Source organism: Gemmiger sp. An50 (assembly GCF_002161595.1).
Taxonomy (GTDB): domain Bacteria; phylum Bacillota; class Clostridia; order Oscillospirales; family Ruminococcaceae; genus Allofournierella.
The window spans coordinates 1-23773 of sequence record NZ_NFID01000006.1; the positions used below are offsets into that span (position 1 = coordinate 1).

At 60.6% G+C, this 23773-nt stretch carries 24 protein-coding genes; 13 read left to right on the plus strand and 11 right to left on the minus strand.

What is annotated here, in order from left to right:
• A partial coding sequence (locus tag B5G03_RS06915; protein WP_140401649.1) for a sulfide/dihydroorotate dehydrogenase-like FAD/NAD-binding protein occupies window positions 1–717 on the plus strand: 717 nt, incomplete at its 5' end.
• 59 nt (window positions 718–776) lie between these two features.
• Window positions 777–2180, plus strand: coding sequence for an NADPH-dependent glutamate synthase (gene gltA / locus B5G03_RS06920; RefSeq protein WP_087181011.1), 1404 nt, complete (start codon window positions 777–779; stop codon window positions 2178–2180).
• Window positions 2181–2284: 104 nt separating this feature from the next.
• Here the strand turns inward: gltA and B5G03_RS06925 are convergent, their stop codons facing one another.
• On the minus strand, window positions 2285–3016 hold the full coding sequence (locus tag B5G03_RS06925; RefSeq protein ID WP_087181012.1) for a GntR family transcriptional regulator: 732 nt from the start codon (window positions 3014–3016) through the stop codon (window positions 2285–2287).
• A gap of 235 nt (window positions 3017–3251) precedes the next feature.
• Here B5G03_RS06925 and treP point away from each other — a divergent pair, with 235 nt between their 5' ends.
• Window positions 3252–5183, plus strand: coding sequence for a PTS system trehalose-specific EIIBC component (treP, locus tag B5G03_RS06930; RefSeq protein ID WP_087181013.1), 1932 nt, complete (start codon window positions 3252–3254; stop codon window positions 5181–5183).
• A 10-nt stretch (window positions 5184–5193) separates the two neighbouring features.
• Window positions 5194–6852 (plus strand): alpha,alpha-phosphotrehalase, encoded by a 1659-nt coding sequence (gene treC / locus B5G03_RS06935; protein WP_087181014.1) that lies wholly within the window; start codon window positions 5194–5196, stop codon window positions 6850–6852.
• Between the two features lie 97 nt (window positions 6853–6949).
• Here the strand turns inward: treC and B5G03_RS06940 are convergent, their stop codons facing one another.
• The gene (locus tag B5G03_RS06940; RefSeq protein WP_206423610.1) at window positions 6950–7291 is read right to left on the minus strand and encodes a helix-turn-helix domain-containing protein; all 342 of its coding nucleotides are present in this window, start codon (window positions 7289–7291) and stop codon (window positions 6950–6952) included.
• A 91-nt stretch (window positions 7292–7382) separates the two neighbouring features.
• Window positions 7383–7655: a hypothetical protein gene (locus B5G03_RS17825; RefSeq protein WP_242962346.1), complete on the minus strand. Its 273-nt coding sequence runs from the start codon at window positions 7653–7655 to the stop codon at window positions 7383–7385.
• Between B5G03_RS17825 and B5G03_RS06945 the strand changes: the two genes are divergently transcribed.
• On the plus strand, window positions 7542–8306 hold the full coding sequence (locus B5G03_RS06945) for an EAL domain-containing protein (RefSeq protein WP_242962342.1): 765 nt from the start codon (window positions 7542–7544) through the stop codon (window positions 8304–8306). The genes B5G03_RS17825 and B5G03_RS06945 overlap by 114 nt on opposite strands.
• An 89-nt stretch (window positions 8307–8395) precedes the next feature.
• Here B5G03_RS06945 and B5G03_RS06950 read toward each other — a convergent pair whose 3' ends face one another.
• The 8 genes from B5G03_RS06950 to B5G03_RS06985 form a co-directional block, all read right to left on the minus strand.
• Window positions 8396–10777, minus strand: a complete 2382-nt coding sequence (locus tag B5G03_RS06950) for an endonuclease MutS2 (protein ID WP_087181016.1) — start codon at window positions 10775–10777, stop codon at window positions 8396–8398.
• Window positions 10778–10819: 42 nt separating this feature from the next.
• On the minus strand, window positions 10820–11575 hold the full coding sequence (gene recO / locus B5G03_RS06955) for a DNA repair protein RecO (protein ID WP_242962334.1): 756 nt from the start codon (window positions 11573–11575) through the stop codon (window positions 10820–10822).
• A gap of 6 nt (window positions 11576–11581) precedes the next feature.
• Window positions 11582–12481, minus strand: coding sequence for a GTPase Era (gene era, locus B5G03_RS06960; protein WP_242962335.1), 900 nt, complete (start codon window positions 12479–12481; stop codon window positions 11582–11584).
• Window positions 12482–12488: 7 nt separating this feature from the next.
• The gene (locus B5G03_RS06965; protein WP_087181018.1) at window positions 12489–12956 is read right to left on the minus strand and encodes a diacylglycerol kinase family protein; all 468 of its coding nucleotides are present in this window, start codon (window positions 12954–12956) and stop codon (window positions 12489–12491) included.
• Window positions 12946–13446: an rRNA maturation RNase YbeY gene (gene ybeY, locus B5G03_RS06970; RefSeq protein WP_087181019.1), complete on the minus strand. Its 501-nt coding sequence runs from the start codon at window positions 13444–13446 to the stop codon at window positions 12946–12948. The genes B5G03_RS06965 and ybeY overlap by 11 nt, the downstream gene beginning before the upstream one ends.
• Before the next feature lie 32 nt (window positions 13447–13478).
• On the minus strand, window positions 13479–14450 hold the full coding sequence (locus tag B5G03_RS06975) for a PhoH family protein (protein WP_087181020.1): 972 nt from the start codon (window positions 14448–14450) through the stop codon (window positions 13479–13481).
• Between the two features lie 149 nt (window positions 14451–14599).
• Window positions 14600–15760, minus strand: coding sequence for a sporulation protein YqfD (locus B5G03_RS06980; protein WP_162613361.1), 1161 nt, complete (start codon window positions 15758–15760; stop codon window positions 14600–14602).
• Between the two features lies 1 nt (window position 15761).
• The gene (locus tag B5G03_RS06985) at window positions 15762–16064 is read right to left on the minus strand and encodes a YabP/YqfC family sporulation protein (protein ID WP_087181022.1); all 303 of its coding nucleotides are present in this window, start codon (window positions 16062–16064) and stop codon (window positions 15762–15764) included.
• Between the two features lie 61 nt (window positions 16065–16125).
• Here B5G03_RS06985 and B5G03_RS06990 point away from each other — a divergent pair, with 61 nt between their 5' ends.
• The 8 genes from B5G03_RS06990 to B5G03_RS07030 all read left to right on the plus strand — a co-directional run bounded on the left by B5G03_RS06990 (window position 16126) and on the right by B5G03_RS07030 (window position 23746).
• Window positions 16126–17229, plus strand: a complete 1104-nt coding sequence (locus B5G03_RS06990) for a nucleoside recognition domain-containing protein (protein ID WP_087181023.1) — start codon at window positions 16126–16128, stop codon at window positions 17227–17229.
• Window positions 17230–17497: 268 nt separating this feature from the next.
• On the plus strand, window positions 17498–17752 hold the full coding sequence (locus B5G03_RS06995) for a hypothetical protein (protein ID WP_206423611.1): 255 nt from the start codon (window positions 17498–17500) through the stop codon (window positions 17750–17752).
• Window positions 17753–17914: 162 nt separating this feature from the next.
• On the plus strand, window positions 17915–18313 hold the full coding sequence (locus B5G03_RS07000; RefSeq protein WP_162613362.1) for a KGG domain-containing protein: 399 nt from the start codon (window positions 17915–17917) through the stop codon (window positions 18311–18313).
• A 1120-nt stretch (window positions 18314–19433) separates the two neighbouring features.
• A complete protein-coding gene (locus B5G03_RS07010; RefSeq protein ID WP_087181026.1) occupies window positions 19434–20930 on the plus strand; it encodes a terminase large subunit in 1497 nt (498 codons plus the stop codon).
• A 7-nt stretch (window positions 20931–20937) separates the two neighbouring features.
• A complete protein-coding gene (locus B5G03_RS07015; RefSeq protein ID WP_087181027.1) occupies window positions 20938–21120 on the plus strand; it encodes a hypothetical protein in 183 nt (60 codons plus the stop codon).
• A 258-nt stretch (window positions 21121–21378) separates the two neighbouring features.
• Window positions 21379–22305, plus strand: a complete 927-nt coding sequence (locus B5G03_RS07020) for a hypothetical protein (RefSeq protein WP_087181028.1) — start codon at window positions 21379–21381, stop codon at window positions 22303–22305.
• A gap of 4 nt (window positions 22306–22309) precedes the next feature.
• On the plus strand, window positions 22310–22705 hold the full coding sequence (locus tag B5G03_RS07025; protein WP_087181029.1) for a hypothetical protein: 396 nt from the start codon (window positions 22310–22312) through the stop codon (window positions 22703–22705).
• A 36-nt stretch (window positions 22706–22741) separates the two neighbouring features.
• Window positions 22742–23746: a phage major capsid protein gene (locus B5G03_RS07030; RefSeq protein WP_087181030.1), complete on the plus strand. Its 1005-nt coding sequence runs from the start codon at window positions 22742–22744 to the stop codon at window positions 23744–23746.
• The last annotated feature ends 27 nt before the right edge of the window (window positions 23747–23773 follow it).

Below are 23773 nucleotides of genomic sequence, written 5' to 3' on the forward strand. Positions count from 1 at the left end.
GAGCGAATCCCCCTGACCGTAGCGGACTACGACCGCGAGGCGGGCACCGTGACCATCATCTTCCAGATCGTGGGCGGCTCCACCATGGAGCTGAACGAGCTGCGTGAGGGCGAGAGCGTACACGACTTCGTGGGCCCCCTGGGCGTTGCCAGCCATCTGGACGGCTTGAAGAAGGTAGCCGTTGTGGGCGGCGGCGTGGGCTGCGCCATTGCCTACCCCATCGCCAAAAAGCTGCATGAGCTGGGCTGCGAGGTCCACAGCATCGTGGGCTTCCGCAACAAGGACCTGGTCATTCTGGAGGATGAGTTTGCCGCCTGCAGCGACAAGCTGGTCATGATGACCGACGACGGCAGCCACGGCCAGAAGGGCGTTGTCACCGCTCCCCTGGAAGAGCTGATCAAGAGCGGCGAGAACTACGACGAAGTCATCGCCATCGGACCTCTGGTCATGATGAAGTTCGTCTGCCTGACCACCAAGAAGTACGACGTGAAGACCGTTGTGTCCATGAACCCCATCATGATCGACGGCACCGGCATGTGCGGCGGCTGCCGCCTGACCGTGGGCGGCGAGACCAAGTTCGCCTGTGTGGACGGCCCCGACTTTGACGGCCATCTGGTGGACTTTGACGAGGCCATGCAGCGCGGCAACATGTACAAGGAATTCGAGACTCACGCCCGTGAGGAGCACTGCAACCTGTTCAAGAAGGACGTGCAGTAATCACTTGTACCAATCAGCACTTTTCGTGAGAATTTAAAACAATTGGGAGGAACCCGAAAATGGCATTGCATAATATGGATCCGAAGCGCTGCCCCATGCCCAGCCAGGACCCCAACGTTCGGAACAAAAACTTCAAGGAGGTAGCCCTGGGCTACACTCCCGAGATGGCAGTGAACGAGGCCAAGCGCTGCCTGGGCTGCAAAAACAAGCCCTGCCAGACCGGCTGCCCGGTGGGCATTGATATCCCCAGCTTCATCGCCAAGGTGGCGGAAGAGGATTTTGAGGGCGCATATCAGGTGCTGAGCGCCTCCAGCGCGCTGCCCGCCGTGTGCGGCCGCGTCTGCCCCCAGGAGACTCAGTGCGAAGGCAAGTGCGTTCGCGGCATCAAGGGCGAGAGCGTGGGCATCGGCCGTCTGGAGCGCTTCGTTGCCGACTGGCACCGTGAGCACAATAACACCGCTCCCACCGTTCCCGAACCCAACGGCCACAAGGTGGCCATCATCGGTGCCGGCCCCAGCGGCCTGACCGCTGCCGGCGACCTGGCCAAGCTGGGCTACAAGGTCACCGTGTACGAGGCTCTGCATCTGGCGGGCGGCGTGCTGGTGTACGGCATCCCTGAGTTCCGTCTGCCCAAGGCCATCGTACAGAAGGAGATCGAGGGCCTGCAGGCCATGGGCGTGGACATCGAGACCAACATGGTGATTGGTAAGGTGCTGACCATCGACGAGCTGATGGGCGACTACGGCTACGAGGCCGTGTACGTGGCTTCCGGTGCCGGTCTGCCCCGCTTCATGGGCATCCCCGGCGAGAGCCTGAAGGGCGTTTACTCCGCCAACGAGTACCTGACCCGCGTAAACCTGATGAAGGCTTACCAGGAGGGCAGCAAGACCCCCATCAAGAAGAGCAAGAACGTGGCCGTTGTAGGCGGCGGCAACGTGGCCATGGACGCTGCCCGCAGCGCCAAGCGTCTGGGCGCCGAGAACGTTTACATCGTGTACCGCCGCGGCATGGAAGAGCTGCCCGCCCGTAAGGAAGAGGTGGAGCATGCCGAGGAAGAGGGCATCATCTTCAAGCTGCTCACCAACCCTGTGCGGGTTCTGGGCGACGAGAACGGCTGTGTAGCCGGTATGGAATGCGTGGAGATGGAGCTGGGCGAGCCCGATGACAGCGGCCGCCGCCGTCCCGTGGAGAAGAAGGACAGCAACTTCGTGCTGGATGTGGACGCCATGATCATGTCCATCGGCACCAGCCCGAACCCGCTGATCCGCTCCACCACTCCCGGCCTGGAGACCAACCGCCACGGCTGCATTGTGACCAACGGCGACGACGGTCTGACCAGCCGCGAGGGCGTGTACGCCGGTGGTGACGCCGTGACCGGTGCTGCCACCGTTATCCTGGCCATGGGTGCTGGCAAACATGCGGCAAAAGCCATCGACGAGTACATCAAGAGCAAGAACAAGTAAGCAATGCTTCATAAAAGGCGGTGCCGTTTTTGGCACCGCCTTTTTCATACAAAAAACACCCCGGCGTCCGCATTTTTTCTGGACGCCGGGGTATTTTGTTATAATCAGGATTCCTCCGGGCGGCGCACCGCGTTGTCCTGGAAACGGAAGCTGCCAGGATAATGCCGGGACTGGGTGTACTCAAACATAACACCCTCGCTGTTGTACACCTGGTTTGCCACCACTGCCAAACAGTTATATTCGCCCAGGTCCAGCCACTGCCGGTCCTGCGGAGTAGCCAGCTCCACCGTGAAGGTTCGTTTGCTGGTGATGATGGACATGCCCAGCTCCTCCTCCAGATAACGGTACAGTGAGCCGCCCGCAATCTCGCGAGTGAGCCCGGGCATGCAGCTGCGCCGCAGGTAGCTGATGTTCAATATGCGGGCTACGCCGTCCAGATCGTGGATACGCTGCAAAGCAAACAGCTCCTCCCCCACCGGAAAACCGGTTTGGGCAGCGATGGCTTCGTCCGCCGTGCAGGTGTCAAAGGCCACCACCCGGGTGGTGCTGGTCTGGCCGGTACGGCGAGCCGTTTCCCGGAAGGACTCGATCATGCCCATTGTATAAGAAGAATGTTCAATGGGCTGAAAGATATTGCACACGCCCCAGCCCTGCCGGGTTTGAACATAACCGTCCCGCACCAGCTCCGAGATTGCCCGGCGCACCGTGTTGCGGGAACAGTCAAACTCCCCGATCAGAGTATTTTCTGAGGGAAGCAGCTGGCCCACCGGATATTCCCCCGATTCGATTCGCTGCTTGAGCTGTGAATAAATCTGCAAAAATTTCTGGCGCGGCATAGTCTTCCTCACTTGTTTGAACAATTTGAATCATAATATTATATCGCCCATTTTCGGCTCCGTCAAGCCGCTGCTGCTCATCACCGGACAAATCGTGTATCTGCCCAAAAACCTGGCCAAAGCTTCGGCCTTTTGCCTTATTTACTTGTTTAAACAAGTGTGTTATTCTGAAGATGCAGAAAGAAACGGGCACACAAATGCCCGACAACACAAAGACTTTGAGGAGGAACGCACCATGGCGAATTATCAGGCCGACGTGAAAGCTCTGCTTCAGCACATCGGCGGCAAGGAAAACATTCGGGCGGTGTCCCACTGCATGACCCGGATGCGCTTTGTTCTGGTGGACCCGGCCAAGGCCGAAACCGACAAGATCGAGGCGCTGCCCTCGGTGAAAGGCACCTTCACTCAGGCGGGCCAGTTCCAGGTGATCATCGGCAACGATGTGGCGGATTTTTACAACCAGTTCACCGCCTTTGCCGGGATCGAGGGCGTGAGCAAGGACGCGGTGAAGGCGGCTGCCGCCAGCAACCAGTCGCTGGCTCAGCGCATCGTGGGCACCCTGGGCGAAATTTTCGCCCCCATCATTCCGGCGCTGATCTGCGGCGGCTTGATCCTGGGCTTCCGCAACATCATCGGTGAGATCAATTTCTTCGCGGACGGAACCCAGAGCCTGGCGGACATCTCTCAGTTCTGGTCCGGCGTGTACAATTTCCTGTGGCTCATCGGCGAAGCGGTGTTCCACATGCTGCCGGTGGGCATCGTCTGGTCCATCACCAAGAAGATGGGCACCACTCAGATTCTGGGCATCGTGCTGGGCCTTACGCTGGTATCCCCCCAATTGCTGAACGGCTTCTCGGTAGCCACTGCCACGGAAATTCCGGTCTGGGACTTCGGTTTTGCTCAGGTCTCCATGATCGGCTACCAGGGCCAGGTGATCTCGGCCATGCTGGCGGGCTTCGTGCTGGTGTATCTGGAGCGGTTCTGGCAGAAGCATTGCCCGGAAGTGGTTCGCATGATCGTGGTTCCCTTCTGCTCTCTGGTTCCCGCCGTAATCATCGCCCACACCATCGTGGGACCCATCGGCTGGAAGATCGGTGACGCCATCGCCGCCGTGGTCTACATGGGCCTGACCTCTCAGGTGAAATGGCTGTTCGCTGCGGTGTTCGGCCTGATCTACGCCCCGGTGGTTATGACCGGCCTGCACCACATGACCAACGCCATCGACTCCCAGCTGGTAAACCTGTATCAGGGCACCATTCTGTGGCCCATGATCGCTCTTTCCAACATCGCGCAGGGCTCCGCCGTGCTGGCCATGTCCGTGCTGCAGAAGAAGAACGAGCGGGCCCAGCAGGTGAACATTCCCGCCTGCATCTCCTGCTACCTGGGCGTGACCGAGCCCGCCCTGTTCGGCGTCAACCTGAAAAACGGCTTCCCGCTGGTCTGTGGCATGATCGGCTCCTCGGTGGCTGCGGTGATCGCCACCAGCTTCCAGGTGGAGGCTTACTCCATCGGCGTGGGCGGTCTGCCGGGCATTCTCTCCATTAAACCTCAGTACTGGCTGGGCTTCCTGATTGCGATGGCCGCTGCCATTGTGATTCCCTTCGGTCTGACCATCGCCGTGGGCAGCCGCCGTCTCTCCCCCGCTGACCGGGGTCTTACCGCTGCCCCCGCCGCAGAAGCTACTTCCACAACCGAGCCGGAAACCGCGCCTCAGGAGGACCTGCTGGTGGCTCCCCTCTCCGGCAAGGTAATTCCCCTGAGCGAGATTCCCGACCAGGTCTTTTCCCAGGGCATTTTGGGCGAGGGCGTGGGCATTGACCCCATTGGCAATTTCGTGGTGGCTCCCGCGAATGCCACTGTATCCTCTGTGATCGAGGACAGCAAGCACGCCTGCGGCCTGACCCTGGACAACGGCATGGAGATGCTGATCCATGTGGGCATGGACACCGTGGCCATGAAGGGCGACGGCTTCGAGCTGCACGTGAAGGTGGGCGACCGGGTGAAAACCGGCGACAAACTCATCTCCTTCGATCTGGACAAGATTCGCGCCGCGGGGCATCCCACCATCACCGCCGTGGTGGTACCGGAAACCGCCGGGCGTACCCTCTCCTTCGAGACCGGCATGGACGCACAGGCCGGCACCACCCCCATCATCCGCTTTGAGTGAGGCGTTTTCTATGCAGGATTTCAAGAAAAGTGTTGTGTATCAAATTTACCCTAAGTCCTTCCTGGACACCAACGGCGACGGTCTGGGCGAGCTGCGGGGCGTAACCCAGAAGCTGGATTACCTGAAGGAGCTGGGCGTGGATTACATCTGGCTGACCCCCTTCTTCGTTTCCCCTCAGAACGACAACGGCTATGATGTGGCGGACTACCGGACCATCGACCCCCGCTACGGCACCATGGAGGATTTTGAAGAGCTGGCTAAGCAGGCCGACCGGCGGGGCATCCGCCTGATGCTGGATATGGTGTTCAACCACACCTCCACCGAGCATATCTGGTTCCAGAAGGCTCTGGCCGGAGACCCGGTGTATCAGGACTACTACATCTTCCGCCCCGCCCGGCCGGACGGCAGCGCCCCCACCAACTGGCAGAGCAAGTTCGGCGGCAGTGCCTGGGAGTATGCGCCCCAGGTGGGCAAGTATTACCTGCACCTGTTCGACAAGACCCAGGCGGACCTGAACTGGGAAAACCCCGCGGTGCGCCGTGAGGTACAGCAGATCGTCCGCTTCTGGATGGACAAGGGCGTGAAGGGCTTCCGTTTCGACGTAGTGAACCTGATCAGCAAGGGCGAATACGCCGACGATGATCAGGGCGACGGTCGCCGCTTTTACACCGACGGCCCCCGCATCCACGAATTTTTGCAGGAGCTGAATCGGGAGAGCTTCGGGCAGGACCCGGAGATCGTGACCGTGGGCGAGATGTCCTCCACCTCCATGGAGAACTGCTTCCGGTACGCCGGTGTAGACTGCGGCGAACTTTCCATGGTGTTCTCTTTCCACCATCTAAAGGTGGACTTCATGGGCAACGAGAAATGGGTGATCGTTCCCGCGGACTTCGGCCGCTTGAAGGAGCTGCTTTTCTCCTGGCAGGAGGGCATGGCCGCTCACAACGCCTGGAACGCGGTATTCTGGTGCAACCATGACCAGCCCCGTGTGGTCTCCCGCTTCGGCGACGAGGGCGAATACTGGAAGGAATCCGCCAAGATGCTGGCGGGTGTGATTCACGGCCTGCGGGGCACGCCCTATGTGTACCAGGGCGAGGAGCTGGGAATGACCAACGCGGGCTTCACCCGGCTGGACCAGTACCGGGATGTGGAAAGCCTGAATCATTTCCAGATTCTGCGGGACAAGGGCCTCTCCGAGGAGAGCGTTTACAACATTCTGAAAATCCACTCACGGGATAACAGCCGTACCCCCATGCAGTGGACCGCCGGAGAAAACGGCGGTTTCACCACCGGCACCCCCTGGATCAGCGTAAATCCCAACACCAGCCGCATCAATGCCGCCAGCCAGGTGGATGACCCGGATTCCATCTTCGCTTATTACAAGGCGCTGATTCGCCTGCGCAAGGAATACGATGTATTCGCTTACGGCGATTTTGCCCCGGTGGACCAGAAGCATCCCTCGGTGCTGGCCTACCAGCGGGAATACAAGGGCCAGAGCCTGTTGTGCGTGAACAACTTCTACCGGGCCGCCTGCAACTGGCACTGCCCGGTGTCGCTCGAGGGCTACCAGGTGTTGCTGTCCAACTACAGCGACAGCACGCCCGCCGCCGACTGGGCGCTGCGCCCCTATGAATCGGTGCTGCTGATTCGGGAATCGGATAAGGATTGACCTGGCATTTTGCTCAAAACCAACAAAACCGGAGGAACCCCTGCAAAACAGGCGGTTCCTCCGGTTTTTCGTTTGATTTTATATTTGCCCTGTTTGCTCACAGGCCTAAAGCAATGTCCTGAATGAATTTTTTCACGACCTCCAGTTGGCGACCATGACACTGCTGCAGCAGTTCACTGATCCTCATGCGCAACTGTTCGTCGTTTTCCTCCGCGTAGTTCAGATGGACCACGCTTTCGATGGGGATACCATAAACCTCGCATACCTGAAGCAGCTTCACAAGGCTGATGGCCTGTTCCCCACGTTCAATCAGGCCCCAATATTCACTGTTTTCTCCCAACGGCTCACAGAATTTTTCCCGTGTAAGGCCCTTCATTTCCCGAATCTTACGTAACCTCGCAGCCGCATCCCGTACCCTCGGGTCGATGTTCTTGTTCAATTGTTCGTCCTTCTTTAGCTCATTTTGAATCTTCTTTTGTATATTCTAACGGAAAACGCCCGGCCAATACAGTGATAGAAATACATGATAATCATTGATTTTTATATGTGTTATATGATACAATCGAAACAACAGATTTCCTTTCCCGTGAATTTTGAAAGACCTGTTTAATTCTGCAAAAGAGGATTTGAGCGCTATGAATCTTTCTCCCTGCGGCAATTCCCTTCCCACTGGCAAACGAGACCGCTTGTTGCGGCTGCTGCAGCTTCCACCGGCTCAGGCCGGTTTTTCCCTCTGTTATCAGCCCATCTGGCAGGCTTCTGCCCGGTGTTTTTCCCGCTGCGAGGCACTGCTCCGGCTGCATGATCCCCTTCTGGGAACAGTCCCACCGGAACACTTTATCCCCTTGGCGGAACAAACTGACCGCATTGCAGCGCTGGGGCAGTTTGCGCTGGAGGAGGGCTGCTGTTTGCTTACCAAACTGGAGGAGCAGGCAATTCCACTCACCCTGCACGTTAACCTTTCACCGCTTCAGCTGGATCGACCGAAGTTTCTTCGCATGCTGGAGCAGATTCTGCACCATACCGGTGTGCGGCCTGAGCGTCTGGAGCTGGAATTGACCGAAAGCGTGGCGGCTGCTTCCGTGGAACAGCTGGCCTGCCGCATGGAGCAGATCCGTGCACTGGGCGTCAGCTTCAGTCTGGATGATTTCGGCTCCGGTTATTCCAGCCTGCGCTATCTGGCCGTTCTTCCCTTTTCCACGATCAAGCTGGACAAAGCGTTTATCCATCCACTGCCCCATTCTCCCTCCTATACGTCACTGGTAAAGAATCTGATTCCTACGCTCCATGAGCTCGGTTTTACCGTGATAGGCGAAGGCGTGGAAAGCATGGCGCAATACAGTATGCTGGAACGTTTGGGCTGCGACTATATGCAGGGCTTTTTTCTGGCCAGACCCATGCCCAAAAACGAGCTTCATAATTTTCTTAAAGCTACGCACCCGCTTATCCTTTAGTCCCGAGTCTTTTCAAACAAAAGCGCCGGGCGCAGCCTTCCCAAAAGGGAGGCAGCGCCCGGCGCTTTTATGCATTGTTTTAATTTAGCTTATTTCAGCTCTACCACAGTCACGCCGGCCTCGCCTTCGCCGTACTGACCCAGGCGGAAGCTCTTCACGTTGCGGTGACCCCGCAGGTGGGCGTGGATGGCCTTGCGCAGTGCGCCGGTGCCCTTGCCGTGAATCAGGTACACCATGGTCTGGCCGTTCATCACCGCATGATCGATGAACTGGTCGGTCTCCATCAGGGCCTCTTCCACAGTCATACCCAGCAGGTTGATCTCCATGCTGGCCTTGCGCTGCACCCGCTGCACGGTTGTGCTGCGGGGCTGGGGCTTGGGTTTGCCGTTGTTTGCCGGTTTTTTCAGCTTGTCCGGCGCTTTCAGGTTGCTCAGCGGCACCTTGGTTTTCAGGATGCCTGCCCGCACCTCCACCAGGCCGTTGCGGTCCGGCAGGCTCATCACGGTGGCGGTCTGCTCGATATCGGCAATGACCACCTCCTGGCCCACCTTCACCTGCTTGAGGGGCACGAACTCCTTGACCACATTATGCACCACGTCGGTCTTACCGTACAGGCTCTCGGTCTCCTTGCGGGCGATCTCCCGGGCCCGGGCGGCGCGCTGGGCAGCGCTGGTCTTTTCGTCCTTTTGCAGTTTGCGCAGCTCATCGGTGAGACGGTAGGCCTCGTCCTGCACCTGCTGGGCCATCTGGCGGGCCTTCAATCGTGCGGCCTCCAGCTCGGTCTCGCCCTGCTTGACCAGTGCGTCGTATTTCTTGCGGGCGGATTCCAGCTTGTGTTCGGCTTCGGCTTTCGCCTTTTCCGCCTCGTCCTGGCTGGCCTTCAATTGCAGCTTCAGGTCGTCCAACTGGGCCAGCACGCTGTCCAGCCGCTTGTCGTCGTTGGTCAGGTGGGTCTGCGCCCGCTGAATCACCCGGGGCGGTACGCCCAGCTTCTCGCTGATCAGGAAGGCGTTGGATTTGCCCGGTACGCCCACGCTCAGCTTGTAGGTGGGGCGCAGGCTCTCCACATCGAACTCACAACTGGCGTTCATCACGCCGGGAGTCTCCAACGCGAAGACCTTCATCTCGGAATAGTGGGTAGTGGCCATGATCAGGGCGCCCTGGATACGCAGCTGCTCGATGATGCTCACCGCCAGCGCCGCGCCCTCGGCGGGGTCGGTGCCCGCGCCCAGCTCGTCCAGCAGGACCAGGGTGTTTTTGTAGGCGTTGTCCAGAATGCCGGTGATCTTCTTCATGTGGCCCGAGAAGGTGGACAGGCTCTGCTCGATGCTCTGCTCGTCGCCGATGTCCACCAGATACTCGCTGAACACGCAGACGGTGCTCTGCTCATGAGCCGGGATCAGCAGGCCGTGCTGGGCCATAGCGCACAAAAGGCCCGCGGTTTTCAGGGTAACGGTTTTACCGCCGGTGTTGGGGCCGGTGATGACCAGGGTGTCGTACTCTTTGCCCAGAGCCACATCCACCGGAACCACCTTGTCCTTGTCGATCAGGGGGTGGCGGGCCTTTTTCAGGTCAAACCACATGCTGTCCGCCACCTGTGGCATGTAGGCCTGCTGTTCCAGCGCCAGACGGGCCTTGGCCAGCAGCACGTCGATGTTCAGCATGGCCTGGTAGCTGAAATTGAACACCGGCTCGATGGAGGCCACCTGGTCGGTGAAGGCGGCCAGAATGCGCTCGATCTCGCTTTTCTCCTGGCTGCGCAGCTGCATGATCTTGGCGTTGGCCTCCACCACCGCCGTGGGCTCCACGAACACGGTGGAACCGCTGGAGGACACGTCGTGGATGACGCCGCCCACTTCGCCCCGGTACTCGGCCTTGACCGGCACCACGAAGCGGCCGTTACGCAGCGAGACCACCGCGTCCTGCAGAAACTTATTGGTGGTGCTGTTTTTGATGATGGCATCCAGCTTGTCCCGGATGGAATTTTCCATTGCCCGGATCTTGCGCCGGATATCAAACAGGGTGTTGCTGGCGGTGTCCGCCATTTCCTCCGGCGACAGAATCGCGCTGGAGATGTTCTTTTCCAGAGTGGGCTGGGGGGTCAGGGCATAGAACAGATCATCCACCGGCAGCATGTCGTGCTCGGTGATGTGATACCAGCTGACCAGGTTCTGGAAGTTGCGCAGCGCACCGGCCACCTCCAGCAGCTCCGCCATCGAGAGGATACCGCCTTTCAGCGCCCGGTTCACCACCTTGTCCACACCCTGCACCCCGCCAAAGCGAGGGCTGCCGTTTTTCAGCAGCAGAGTATTGATGGCATCGGTCTGGGAGAGGGCGTAGCGCACCTCTTCCACGGTCTCGAAGGCGTCCTGCTCCAACAGCAGAGTGCGCGCCTCCGGGCAGACCGCAAGCTGGGCTGCCCGATTCAAAATCTTTTCCAGCTCCAGCGTTTTCAAATAACTTTTTTCCATGGATTGCTCCTCATAACTATTTCAAAAAAGACAGCGCTCCGGTCAGCTGAGCATGGTATGCACAAAATCTAAGGTTTTCAGGGGCTTGTCCAGCACCTGCAGGGCATACCGCTCGGTGACACGGCCCAACGCCTCCATGCTCTTGGGCGGGATGGAAAAGCTGAAAATCTTTTTATCCTCCACCAGAGCGATGTGGCGCAGCGCCAGCAGGGCGGCGGGGTCCAGGTTGGGCGTTTTGTTCTGCCTGGCCGCGCAGTCAGCGCACAGCAGCAGCCCGGCTGACCCGTCAAAATAAAAGTCGCCGCCGTCGTATTTCTGGCAGCTGCGGCAGCACAGCAGGTCCGGCATAAAGCCGGCCTCGCACACCGCGCGCAGCTCGAACACAGCCTTGATCTGAAGCAGGGGCTTTTTGCCCTCGCTGATCAGATACAGGCTGTTCAAGGTAAGGCGCAGCAGCGCCTCGGCCTCCCCGCCCACCGGCGAGAGGGTAAGCGCCAGCTCGGCCAGATACATGGCCAGCGCCATGGCCTCCACGCTTTCGTGCAGGCCGAAGAACACCTTTTTCACCTGGGCGTCGTTGGCCAGATACATGTTCTTGCCCGCAAACAGAGTGAATTCCGAATAACAAAAAAGCCCGCAGGCGCTGAAGAGCTTGCTTTTCAGCCGCAGGCTGCCCTTGGCGGACACCGAAATGACCCCCAGCTCCGGTGTGAGCACCGTGAGGATTCGGTCCGCCTCGCCGATTTTTACCTCCCGCAGCACAAGGCCCGGGGTCACCAGCTGCATTCCCGCTGCCATGGCCGGTCAGTTGGTCTGCTTGAAGCCGAAGTCGTTGAGCAGGAAGTCGGAATCGCGCCAGTCGTCCTTCACCTTGACCCAGCACTGCAGGTTCACCTTGGCTCCCAGGAAATCTTCGCAGTCCAGACGGGCCTGGGTGGCGATCTTCTTCAGCATCTGGCCGCCCTTGCCGATGACCATGCCCTTATGGCTCTTGCGCTCGCAGTAGATGTTCACGTCGATGTCGATGATGTTTTTGTCCGGTCGCTCCTTGAAGCGCTCCACCGTGACGGCGATGCCGTGGGGGATTTCATCCCGCAGGTTCAGCAGCATCTTCTCCCGCAGAATCTCGCTCACCAGCGCCTTTTCCGGCATGTCGGTGTAGGCGTCGTCCGGGAAGAAATGGGGTCCCTCCACCGCGTAGCGGGCCAGCACATCGAACAGCTCCTCGCAGCCCTTGTCCTCCCGCACACTGGTGGCCAGCACCTGGTCGAACACGCCCAGCTCGCTCAGCTGGCGGCGGCGGACCTCCAGGTCCGCCTCGTTCTTCAGAGTGTCGGTTTTGTTGATGACGGCCAGCGCGGGGCCGCCGTTGGACTTCAGCGCCTTGAGCATGGCCTGCTCGGCCTCGGTGAAGTCGCCGTAAGGCTCAAAAAGCATCATGCTCACGTCCACATCCGCCACCGAATCGCTGGCGGCCTTGCTCATCCGCTCGCCCAACTTGGTGCGGGGAATATGCACGCCGGGGGTATCCAGCAGCACATACTGCACCGGACCGCGGGTCACGATGCCGGTGATGCGGGTACGGGTGGTCTGGGGCTTGGAGGTGACGATGGCCACCTTCTCGCCCACCAGCCGGTTGGTCAGGCTGGATTTGCCCACGTTGGGACGGCCCACCAGGGCCACGAATACAGAAGAAGTTTGCACGGTTCAGTTACCCTTTCTTTTTTGGTTGCAGCACAAAGCACACAGCGCAGGGCAGCGATACCGCCAACAGCGCCAGCGCCAGCGGATGACTCGCCAGCCAGCCCGGAATGCCCGCCAGCACGGCAGGTTGCCAGAACAGCACAAGGCCCACTGCGGCGGCAGCAATACTGAACACCAGCACCGCCCCCGCCGCCATGTCCTTGGCAAGGCCGGCGGCGGCCCAATGGGCGGCGTCCGGCCGGTCCACGGCCCGTTCCACCGCGCTGTTCATCAATTCCAGACTCATCACGCCGCCGATGCAGAGGAATAAAAGCGCATATTCCGCCCGGCTGAAGGAATAAAAGCGGCTGAACAGCAGCACATACACCGCCGCGCACAGATGAAAGCGCAGGTTGCGCTCGGCGCGAAGGGCCGCCCATACCCCGCTGGCTGCGTAGCGAAAGCCCCGCAGAAAGCGGCGCAGCTCAGATTTCATCGGTGGTGTAGGAAACGGTGCGGGGCAGGCCCAGCTGAATCAGCACGGCCTCCTCCTTTTCCCGCATGCGCACCGCCTCCAGGCCACCGGCCTCGTGGTCATAGCCCAGCAGGTGCAGCATGGAATGAACAGTCAGAAAGGCCACCTCACGCTGCAGCGCGTGGCCGTAGAGCTCCGCCTGCTCCATGGCCTTTTCCATCGAAATCACAATGTCGCCCAGCAGGCTGGCGCCGGTATCCTCGTTTTTGTCGTACACGCCGTTCTCGCCCAAGGGGAAGCTGAGCACGTCGGTGGGCATATCCTTGCCACGGTACTGGGCGTTCAGCTCCTTGATGGCTGCATTGTCCACAAAGGTGACGCTGATCTCAGCGGGGCCTTCGAACTTCTCGTATTCCAGCACCGCATTGCAGCTGCGGCGAATCAGGATACGCAGCCCGGAAGGGATCTTTACGGCTTTTTGATGATTGGTGATGTAAACTTTGTTCGACATAGCTTCTCTCCTCGCTGTTCTATGGGGTAAACTTACCCGTTCCTGCGGGACCGCGCGGCGGCGGCCCGGTCATATGCTTTTACGATCTGCTGCACCAGACGGTGGCGGACCACATCCTTCTCGCTGAAATACACCCGTCCGATGCCTTCCACGTTTTTCAACACGCTCAACGCGTCCACCAGGCCGCTGCGGGCCTTGTCCGGCAGGTCGATCTGGGTCACGTCGCCGGTGACCACCACCTTGCTGCCCACGCCCATACGGGTGAGGAACATCTTCATCTGCTCGGGGCTGGTGTTCTGGGCCTCGTCCAGAATGATGAACGCATCGTCCAGCGTGCGGCCGCGCATGTAGGCCAGCGGCGCCACCTCAATGCTCTGCTTTTCCTGCAGCTTCTGGAAGGTTTCGGGACCCAGCATGTCATACAGGCCATCGTACAGAGGGCGCAGATAGGGGTCCACCTTGTTCTGCAGATCGCCGGGCAAAAAGCCCAGCTTCTCGCCCGCTTCCACCGCCGGGCGGGTCAGGATGATGCGGGTGACCTCCTTGCTCTTGAAGGCCTTCACCGCCATGGCCACCGCCAGATAGGTCTTGCCGGTACCGGCGGGCCCCACGCCGAAGGTAATGGCGTTTTTACGGATGGAATTCAGGTATTCCTTCTGGCCCAGGGTCTTGGGGCGCACCGGCCGGCCCTTGGCTGTGATGGCCACGAAGTCCTCGGTCAGCTCCTGCACCCGGCTATCCTCTCCTGCACTGGCCAGGCTGATGCAGTAGCGCACCGTCTGCTCCTCCAGGGGGGTATGATTTTCCAGCAGCGTGAGCATCGCGTCCACCGCACGGCTTGCGGCGGCCACGCCCTCCGGCTCGCCGGTGAACTTGATCTGGGTGCCGCGGCACACCGCGGTGATCCCGAATTCGCCCTCCAGCAAACGGATGTTTTCGTCGCAGCTGCCAAAGATGGCAAGCGCTGTGTCCACACTGTTCAGTTCAATCAGTTTTTCGGCCATTGTACACCTGCTTTTTTGTTTGTTTTTGCTGTATTTTTGCCCAAATTTTGTGTTTTAACAAAAATGCATATAATATTTCAGCAATAATTATATCACAAAATTTTTGCAATGGAACTGTTAAAAATCAACAAAATTTTTCGTCCACCCTTTCACATCCGCTCTGCCGACGCGATGTTGGCCTCCACCTGCAGGACCACCGTGACGGTAACGCTGTTTTCCCCGGCCGAAACCTCCTCGGTCTGGCGCAGGATGCGTGCGTCCGGGAAGTCCCGGAACAGCTGGCGCAGGCAGGCAAGACGGGCCTTGTCCCGGGCCTGGTCTTCGGTCAGATGTACCGTCTCGCTCTGCCACTCCATCACCAGCTGCTCCTCCACCGTGACCGGCAGCGCAAAGCCGAACAGGGTAAGCGGCCGGTGGGTAGTGGTGCAGCAGTCCAGCTCACCGGGCTGCCGGGCGGGCAGCGCGAGTCTGCGTCCTGCCGCCCGCAGGCTGAGGCAGCTCCACACCCGGCCGGTGGGCAGCTGGCTTTGGTATTCCAGTGGCTGGGTACACTGGTAACTGCGGGTGAACCGGGCCTGCACCGTACCCTTGGCATGCACTGGGATCAAAGCGCCGTCCCGGTCCAGCTTTCCTGCGGTGACCAGCACCTCCCCCGCCGCCACCGTCTGGCCCGGCTGCTTTGCTGCGAACCCTTCCTGCACGTTCATTTCCAGGATCAGCCCATCGGTGAGAGCGGTCAAATCGGTAAAGTCGTTGTCCTCCACCGCGGGCTGGGGCTGTGCGGAAGCGGCCTCCACCACCAATCGCCCGCCGGAAAAGTTCAGCGAAACCCAGGCCAGGCCGTCGTTCTGGTTCAGCAGCTGTTTTTCTGCCTGGCGCAGCCGGGTCTGGTTTAAAAAAGCGCCCTCGTAAATATCCATGGAGTAGAGCGCCTGCCGGATGCCGGAACGCTCCGCCGGGGTGAGGGCGGCGTCGTAACGGATGGACCAGACCATCTGCTGCATCAGCACAAACACCGCCGCGAAGGCCAGCGGCCCCAGCAAAAGCCCCCAGCGCCCCTGATAGTTCCGCAGCCGGAACCAGAGCCCCTGGCGCCGCTTAACCCGCAGCCGGGTGCGGCAGGGGCGCGCCTGTGCCGCCGCCCGTTTGTAATAGCGGGCAGGCATCACACCGCACACCCCGCCCGGCATCGGCCGCAGCCGGGCCAGCGGAATGCCCGCCTGCGCGCACCGGCTCACAAATCGCTCGTATCGCCCGCCCAGTGCCACGAACCGCACCCGGGCAAACAGCCCGCTCCACAGCTTTGCCATCTCAATTCCCCTCCTTGTAGGAAAATTCCGTGCGCAGCACTCGGCCCCGCAAAAGCAGCTGGCCCCGACTGGCCGCGCAGAGCTCCAGCCCGTCGCCATACAGGGTCACCTCCCAGCGGCCCATGTCCAGCTGGATCTGGCTGCTGTCGTACAGCAGGATCTCCCGGCAGTTCTCCACCTGCACCTGCCCGTAGCAATTGATGTGCAGCATTGGCTGCGCGTAAAAATCCGCCGCCGGTTGGCAGAACAGATCCCGCAGAATCCGGCCCGCCGGTTCCTTGATTCGTTTTGGTTTGCGCTTCACCGCAGCCCGCCCCCTTTTTCAGCCCGTTACACGCATATATACGACGAGGGAGGAACATGTTATGAAGAAATTTGACGGCAAGGGTTTTTGCCTGGGTGCAGCGGCACTGGGAATTCTTTGCCTGCTGGCCTGCCTGCCGGGACCGAGCGCTCGGGGGGTGCTGGCCGGGCTGAAAAGCTGCGCCTTTCAGGTAATTCCTGCACTGTTCCCATTTTTTGTGGTCACCGGACTGATTCTGGAAAGCCCGCTGGCCGAATGGCTGGGTCTTGCGCTTTACCCGGTGACCCGGCTGGGTCTGGGCATCCGGCAGCGGCGGGCCGCCACGGTTTTGCTGCTGTGCTGGCTGGGCGGCTTTGCGGTGGCTGCATCGGCTATTTCTCGATCTTACCACCAAGGCGAGCTTGACCGCAGACAGGCGATTCTGTTATTGGTATGCGGGGTCGGCTCCGGCCCGGCTTTCGTGGTGAACACCGTAGGCCTTCTGATGCTGGGCAGCGCGCCGCTGGGCGTCTGCCTGCTGGGAGCGATGCTGGCGGCCAATGTATGCACCGCGCTGGCGTTCCGGTTTCTTTTGGCGCTGCGCCCCGAAAGTGTCGCCCCCTGCTCCTTCAGATCGAGCGCACCTGCAACCGCAAACCAGCCCGCCGGTCTGGTAGGGGCGATTCAAAGCGCGGTGCATTCCATGCTGATCGTATGCGGCTTCGTGGTGTTTTTTCGTTTTCTGTGCGAGACCGCCGCGCAGGCTCTTTCGCTGGACGCTGCGAGATTTTACGCCCTCTGTGCCGGGCTGGAGGTGACCAGCGGCTGTGCGGCGGGGGCGGCGCTGCCCGGCTATGCTGCTCTGGCCTGCTGCGCCGCGCTGAGCGTGCAGAGTCTCTCGGTGTTTTTGCAGGTGCGGGCGCTGCTCTGCCCGGAGCTTCCACTCTGGCCGCTGGCCGCGGCGCGCCCGCTGCATCTGGGGCTTTCCCTTTGCTTTTTCCGGTTGTTTCTTCGTTGGCTTCCCGGTACAGCTGATGTGATCAGTACCCTTGCGCCCCGGGTGATCTGCCGCACCCACACCGCGCCGGACGCCGCGCTGGTGCTGTTCGTCTTCTGCTGCCTGGTATTATTCCGGCTGGAACGAGGCAGCCGACGGCTAAGACGCAAGCACACATATTGCGAGTAGCTAACCACTCTTTTTTGTATGCCTCAAAGGCAGCTCGTTTTTGGGCGGCATTGAGATTTTGCCATTCCGCAAACTTCATTGGCAGCCTCCTTTCTGCCTCCCTTGCTGTGCCTCTATGCTAGCACGATATCGTGCCATTGTCAACACGATATCGTGAACATTCTTCATAATTGGCAGTTAGCACTATATCGTGCCTTCTGATTTTGTGCATCTTTCACTATATCGTGCCGTTTAGATTTGTGATACAATATCTTCGGGAGGTGTTGATATGGCTCTGAGCGAGGCAAAGAAAGCCAGCAACAAAAAAAGCGACCAAAAGTATATGCAAATTCTGATTAAGCCTTACAAAGCTGAGGGCGCTGCTATTCGAGAAGCAGCAGCAGCCAAAGGGCAAAGCCTGCAGGCATATATATTGCAAGCCGTGCGGGAACGCATGGAGCGCGATGGTTACACATTTTCTCCGAATCCCGATAATTCGCTTTGCAATGCGTCTTCTGCGCTTGACAGTGAGACAGCGAAATGATAAACTTGGTATAGTGATAAGTATAAAAAAGAGCCGTCACTGGAAAAGATTCCGGGGCGGCTTTTTTGCTGCATTCGCGGCGGCCTGCTTCCTTTTCGGGAGCGGGCCTTTTTTGTTGCAAAGGGGGTGTGATGTGTGGCGTCTGGGATGGAGAATTTGCGGGTGCCGAGTTCGGAGGAAGCTCGGGAGATTGGGCGCAAGGGTGGGCAGAAAAGTGCCGAAAACCGCCGGAGAAAGCGGGCGATCCGGGAGATCTGTGCGGACCTGCTTGCGATGGAGGCTCCGCAGGGGGCTGCCGAGCTGGGAGAGCTGACGCAGGTGGCTCAGAAGCTGGCCGAGGAACGGGGGCAGCCGCTGGACCTTTACGAGGCGATGACGCTGGCACAGGTGGCACAGGCCATGGCCGGAAACACCAAAGCCGCTGTTTTTGTGCGGGATTCCGCCGGTGACAAGCCTGCCGATGATGTGCAGGTGTCCACCGGGATGACCGACGCGGACCGCCAGCTGATGGCCAATGTAGCCGCCAGATTGCAACAAAAGGATAAAACCCGGCAGGAATAAACAGGACGCTTTCCTGTTATTCTGAATTTTCCGCATAAAATCGTGATTTTCTGTTTCGTCAAACAGCTATTTAGCGAAACTGCAACGCGTTCGGTGCTACAAATCCAACCAGGCACGGCAGAACGCCTTGCAGTGGACGAAGCGCGCCGGTTCGCTCCCGCGGAATCGTGACCGGCCGCTCCGGTTGCACTGCAACCCCGGCATGTGAGTTCTTCACCGGGGATGAGGATGGCCGGGGATGCGGCGGGGTATGGGACTTTGCGAGCTGGCTTTTGCCAGCTTCCAAGAGGTTGACTGGCTGCGCCTGTGGCTGGGCCCTGCTTTGTGGCCGGGATGGCTGCGGGGCGGACTGAGCTGCATGGATGCCCGGCTGGATTGGTTCCTGCTGGGGGGACTGGTGCCTGGGATGACGGGCGGAAAGGGGGTGATGGCCGGAGGGCAGACGGATTGGTTTGTTCTCCGGCCTTCCCTTTTCATCGGGAGGCTGCCGGGCGCTGGTGCGGATACACGGAGGCCGGTTCGGTGGCTGGCTGACAGGAGGGCGGCCCTGCTTCCCTTCTTTTTTTGCGGATGGTGTGCCGGACGGATGCGGGCGGATGGGGCGATGACCCCCCTCCCCCCATGCGGGCGACCCCCGGCTGCGATTATGGCCGGAGCGTAAAAAATATGCGGCCCGCAAAAGAACCCCGCTAAAAAAAACCGGTCTTTTGTGCCTTTCTCAGCCGCTTTGGCGGGAAAGGAAAAACACGGTGGCGAACCGAAAATTTCCCTTTGAGGGAAAAAGTCGGTGAATGCCCGATATTTTCCCTTGGGAAGAAAACGGTACCCCCTACGGGGGTAACTGCGTTCCGCTTCCCTGCCGGTCACGGGGTAAGGGAGGAGGGCGAATGCTCACGCCCTCCCTCCTGCCCTTCCCCTGGCCGTGACAATGAATTTTTCCGTGTGCTGATTCGCCCGGACGCTTGCCTGCTTTGCACAGCGGGACGGCGGGCACCGGACACACGACGCAGCGGTTTGGGGCGCGGGCCATGTGTGATACACCACGCACCGGAGCGCCGCACCCTGTTTGCCGCTATGGGATATTGGGGCGGCTTATGTTTGATTGGAAGGAGGAGACGGGATGGAGCTGAGCCCAGCCGCGATCCGGCAGGCGGAGGCGGAGTTTTGCCGGGAAAACCCGGTATATTTTGTGGAGACCTACTGCCACATTGAGGACAAGGACGCGGCGGAGCTGATCGTTCCCTTCCGCCTTTGGGACGGCCAGCGCCGCGCCCTGGAAGAATTCAGCCGCTACCGGCTGAATGTGGTGCTGAAGGCCCGCCAGCTGGGCTTTACCTGGCTGGCACTCTGCGAGGGTGCCCGGCTGGTGGTTCTGAGCGCGGGGCGCACGGTGGTGGGTCTTTCCCGCTCGGAGGACGAGGCCAAGGAGCTGGTGCGCCGGCTGGGCGTGATCCTGCGCTACATGCCTGAGTTCGTGGCCGAGGAGGGCCATGTGCCCCCCGGCTGGGACGGGCCGGTGTTTGCCGTGACAGCGCTGAGCCTGACCGTGCATTTTCCGGACCGGCCGGAGAGCGTGTTCAAGGCTTTCCCTTCCAGCCCGGCGGTGGGCCGCTCCTTCACCGCCGACCTGATCATCATTGACGAATGGGCCTTCCAGCAGTTTGCACAGGAGATCTGGCAGTCTGCTTTCCCGGTTGTGAACCGGCCCACCGGCGGCCGGGTGATCGGGCTTTCCACCATCAAGCGGGGGACCCTGTTCGAGGAGATCTTCACCAACCCCGACAACGGCTTCCACAAGATCTTTCTGCCCTGGAGCGCGGACCCGCGCCGGGACCAGCAGTGGTATCGGAACACGCTGGGCGCGCTGGGTGAGGACAAGACCCTGGAGGAATACCCCGCCACGGTGGAGGAGGCCCTGACCGTTCCCGGCGGCGCCTACTTCCCCGAAGTGAAGGCCAAGACCCACCGGCGCACCCAGCCGCTTTTGCAGGCGGGGCGGCGGTATGTTTCGCTGGACTATGGGCTGGACATGCTGAGCGTGCACTGGATCGACGTGGATCAGAGCGGCCACGCGGTGGTGTACCGGGAATACGACGAGCCGAACCAGACCATCGGCCAGGCAGCGGCGGCAATTCTTCGGATGAGCGAGGGCGAGGACATTGAACTGTTCCTTGCGCCGCCCGACCTTTGGAGCCGCAGCCAGGAAAGCGGGCGCAGCCGGGCGGATCTGTTCCGGGAAAACGGGCTGAGCCTGACCAAAAGCAGCCGGGATTTTGCGGCCGGGTGCGCTGCCATGAAGCAATGGCTGGCAGCCGACCCGGCCACCGGGACCCCCTGGATGCAGTTCATGGACTGCCCCACCCTGATGCAGCATCTGCAGAAGATCCAGAAGGACGAGAAAAACCCGGATGTGTACGCCAAGACCCCCCACAACCTGACCCATGCCCCGGACAGCCTGCGGTATTTCTGCGTATGGTGGCCGCTGCCCGCAAAGCAGACGGACAAACCCCGGCGGGCCATCTGGGAGGCGGACCTTTACGAGGATTACGACAATGCGGACAGTGCCGGAAAGGCGTATCTGATCCAGAAATACGGCGATCCGTTCTGCGGGAGGTGAAGAAACGATGCGCTGCCCCCAGTGCGGCATTGAGATGATGGTGACACAGCGCACCGGCACCAGCCTGAAGCTGGCCTGCCGGAATCCGCAGTGCTCCAATTGCACCGCGCCGGGAGAGGCCCGGCGGGTGGTGGCGGAGCTTCGGGTAACGACCGAAGCTGCCCACGAACCCCAGCAGCAAGGGAGGTGAAACAGATGAAGCTGAATGTGAACGGCAAGAGCGGCCAGATGGTGAAGGCCGGCAAGACCTCGCCCGGCAAAAAGCCCGTGGTGAGCAAGGGCGGCGACCTGCGGGCCAAAGGCAGCAAGTGAGGCCCGGCAGAGCGGCCGGATAAGCGGGCATCTTGCCGGACCGGCCGCTCTGCTTTAAGCCGCGTTTTTCACTCTTTGAATGTTTTTCCCCGAATGTTTAGCCGGGCAGCGGCGTGGTAGCTGCCAGGAGGTTTTTATGGAACTGGAACACAATGGCGGCGCAATGGGCCAGCAGCCCGGGCAGGAAGGAGCCGCCCCTGCCGCAAGGACCCTGGAAGAGGTGTTTTCCGAGAGCGAGACTTCCGGTGCAGCGACCCGGACGGAGAACGACCCCGAACAGGAACAGGAGGACCGCAGTGAGGAGACCGACAGCAGGCCGGACGGCCAAAGCAGCCAAAGCAGCCAGAGCGGCCTGACCCAGGATCAGATCTGGGCGATCTCCCGGCGGAAGGCGGAGGCACAGGCCAGAGAACGAACCGACCGGATGTTTGCCCAGCGGTTCGGCCACCTGACCAACCCCGTGACCGGCAAGCCCATTCAGACGGCGGAGGATTACTTTGCCGCGCTGGACGCGCAGGAGCAGCTGCGCCGGGAGCAGGCCGTTCGCCAGGCAGCCAGCGGCATGGAGCCCGAACAGGCCCGGCAGCTGATGGACGCCTTGCAGAACGACCCGGCCCGCCGTCGGCTGGAGGAAGAGAACCAGCAGCTGCAGACCCGGGTGCACCAGATGCAGCGCCAGCAGGATCTTGTGCGGGGCGAGCAGCTGCTTGCCGAGCGCATGGCACAGATCAGCCGGCTGGACCCGGAGATGAAGAGCCTGGAGGACATTCGCCGCCAACCGGAATTTGCTGAATTCGACCGGCTGGTGCGCGGCGGCTACGACCTGGTGGACGCATACAAGCTGGCGTTTTTCCAGCGTCTGCAGGACCGGCAGGCCAGCGGCGCCAAGCAGGCAGCCATCAACGCGGCCCGGGGCAAGCAGCATCTGGCCCCGGTGGGCGGTAAGGCCGGTGCGGAGGATGGACTGACCGAGGAGATCATTGCGGAATACCGCAGATTCAATCCCAAATGGACCCGGGAGGATATTTCCCGCTTCCACAAAAATTACAGCAAAGGAGAGTAAGCGTATGTTTTCTGTTTACAAGCGGGCCATCGGCGACGTGGAGCCCTTTGAATTTCTGCCCGGCGCGGAAGGCCTTGCCCTGGGCAGCGCCGCCAAGCTGGCCAGCGGCCAGCTGGCCAAGTGCGACGCCGCCGATACGGCGGAATACATTGTGCAGGGGCCGAAGCGGGAGGACGGCTGCTATCCGGTGATCCGGGTGCTGCCCGCCACCATTTTTGAGACCCGGGCCGAGGCCCAGATCGACGCGGCCAAGGTGGGCACCGACGTGCAGCTGAACACCACCGCGGACGGCGTGACCGCCACCGGCGGCGGCAGCTTTGTTGTGACCGAGACCGACGAAGCGGCCAGCGGCGGCATCGTGCGCGGCTACTTCCGGGCGGCGGCCGGTGCGGGCGGCTGAACCCGCAGACAGTGACGAAAAGGAGGACAGCAGGATATGAGCATTATTTTTTCCGAGGGCTCCGGCGTGGCGAACAGCATCTTCGGCAAAAGCCAGGAACCCATTAAGGCCCTGATCGAGAGCGGCGTGGAGGCCTTCCAGGAATTCAGCGCCGTGGACAAGATCTTCAGCATGGACACCACCAAGAACTACGCCGAGAAGTACACCAGCGAGACCAGCATGGGCGACTTTGCCGACGTGGGCGAGAACGGTGCCTACCCCAAGACCAGCATCCAGGAGGGCTATTCCAAGGTGGTGGAGCCCACCACCTGGAAATCCAGCTTTGAGGTGACCCAGGAGATGATGGAGGACGCCAAGATCGGCAAGATCCGCAGCCGGGCCAACATCTTCACCCAGAGCTACAACCGCACCCGGGAGAAGTTCGCCGCGGCCCTGCTGGCGGGCGGCACCGGCAAGACGGTGAAGTTCAACCAGAAGACCTACAGCACCGCCAGCGCAGATAACGTGGCCCTGTTTTCCAAGGACCACCCCAGCATCACCAAGAACACCGGCAACCAGTCCAACCTGTTCAAAGCCGCCTTTTCGGCGGAGATCCTGGACGAAGTGCAGGAGAAGATGCAGATGTTCACCGATGACAACGGCAACCTGCTGAACGTGGCCCCGGACACCATCGTGATTCCCAACGTGGGCAGCCTGAAGCGGAAGGTGTTCGCCGCCATCGGCAGTGACCTGGACCCGGACAGCAACAACAACGCGGTGAACTTCCAGGTGGGGCTGTGGAACGTGATCGTCTGGCCTTACCTGCCCCAGAAGCTGGCCGGCGGCGAGTATTTTTATTTGCTGGACTCGAAATTCAAGGACAGCTACGAGTGCCTGCCCTGGCTGGATCGCCTGCCCCTGACCGTGCGCAGCGACATTGACCCCAACACCGACGCCAACGTGTTCAAGGGCCGCGCCCGCTTTGGCGCGGGCTTCAACAACTGGCGCTGCATTGCACTGTGCGGCGCGCAGATGAGCAGCGGCACCCAGCTGGGCGAGTAAGCGGACCGGACCGCACCGCCGGTTTTG

Excerpts from the sequence above, each read along its gene's own strand:
- B5G03_RS07010 (WP_087181026.1), top strand. The coding sequence starts at position 19,434 with ATGGAGCTGAGCCCAGCCGCGATCCGGCAGGCGGAGGCGGAGTTTTGC.
- treC (WP_087181014.1), top strand. The coding sequence starts at position 5,194 with ATGCAGGATTTCAAGAAAAGTGTTGTGTATCAAATTTACCCTAAGTCC.
- B5G03_RS06995 (WP_206423611.1), top strand. The coding sequence starts at position 17,498 with ATGGCTCTGAGCGAGGCAAAGAAAGCCAGCAACAAAAAAAGCGACCAA.
- treP (WP_087181013.1), top strand. The coding sequence starts at position 3,252 with ATGGCGAATTATCAGGCCGACGTGAAAGCTCTGCTTCAGCACATCGGC.
- B5G03_RS17825 (WP_242962346.1), bottom strand. The coding sequence starts at position 7,655 with ATGCAGCCGGAGCAGTGCCTCGCAGCGGGAAAAACACCGGGCAGAAGC.
- B5G03_RS06950 (WP_087181016.1), bottom strand. The coding sequence starts at position 10,777 with ATGGAAAAAAGTTATTTGAAAACGCTGGAGCTGGAAAAGATTTTGAAT.
- B5G03_RS07015 (WP_087181027.1), top strand. The coding sequence starts at position 20,938 with ATGCGCTGCCCCCAGTGCGGCATTGAGATGATGGTGACACAGCGCACC.
- B5G03_RS07020 (WP_087181028.1), top strand. The coding sequence starts at position 21,379 with ATGGAACTGGAACACAATGGCGGCGCAATGGGCCAGCAGCCCGGGCAG.
- B5G03_RS06980 (WP_162613361.1), bottom strand. The coding sequence starts at position 15,760 with ATGGCAAAGCTGTGGAGCGGGCTGTTTGCCCGGGTGCGGTTCGTGGCA.
- B5G03_RS06990 (WP_087181023.1), top strand. The coding sequence starts at position 16,126 with ATGAAGAAATTTGACGGCAAGGGTTTTTGCCTGGGTGCAGCGGCACTG.
- B5G03_RS06975 (WP_087181020.1), bottom strand. The coding sequence starts at position 14,450 with ATGGCCGAAAAACTGATTGAACTGAACAGTGTGGACACAGCGCTTGCC.
- B5G03_RS07030 (WP_087181030.1), top strand. The coding sequence starts at position 22,742 with ATGAGCATTATTTTTTCCGAGGGCTCCGGCGTGGCGAACAGCATCTTC.
- gltA (WP_087181011.1), top strand. The coding sequence starts at position 777 with ATGGCATTGCATAATATGGATCCGAAGCGCTGCCCCATGCCCAGCCAG.
- B5G03_RS07025 (WP_087181029.1), top strand. The coding sequence starts at position 22,310 with ATGTTTTCTGTTTACAAGCGGGCCATCGGCGACGTGGAGCCCTTTGAA.
- recO (WP_242962334.1), bottom strand. The coding sequence starts at position 11,575 with ATGGCAGCGGGAATGCAGCTGGTGACCCCGGGCCTTGTGCTGCGGGAG.
- B5G03_RS06925 (WP_087181012.1), bottom strand. The coding sequence starts at position 3,016 with ATGCCGCGCCAGAAATTTTTGCAGATTTATTCACAGCTCAAGCAGCGA.
- ybeY (WP_087181019.1), bottom strand. The coding sequence starts at position 13,446 with ATGTCGAACAAAGTTTACATCACCAATCATCAAAAAGCCGTAAAGATC.
- B5G03_RS06965 (WP_087181018.1), bottom strand. The coding sequence starts at position 12,956 with ATGAAATCTGAGCTGCGCCGCTTTCTGCGGGGCTTTCGCTACGCAGCC.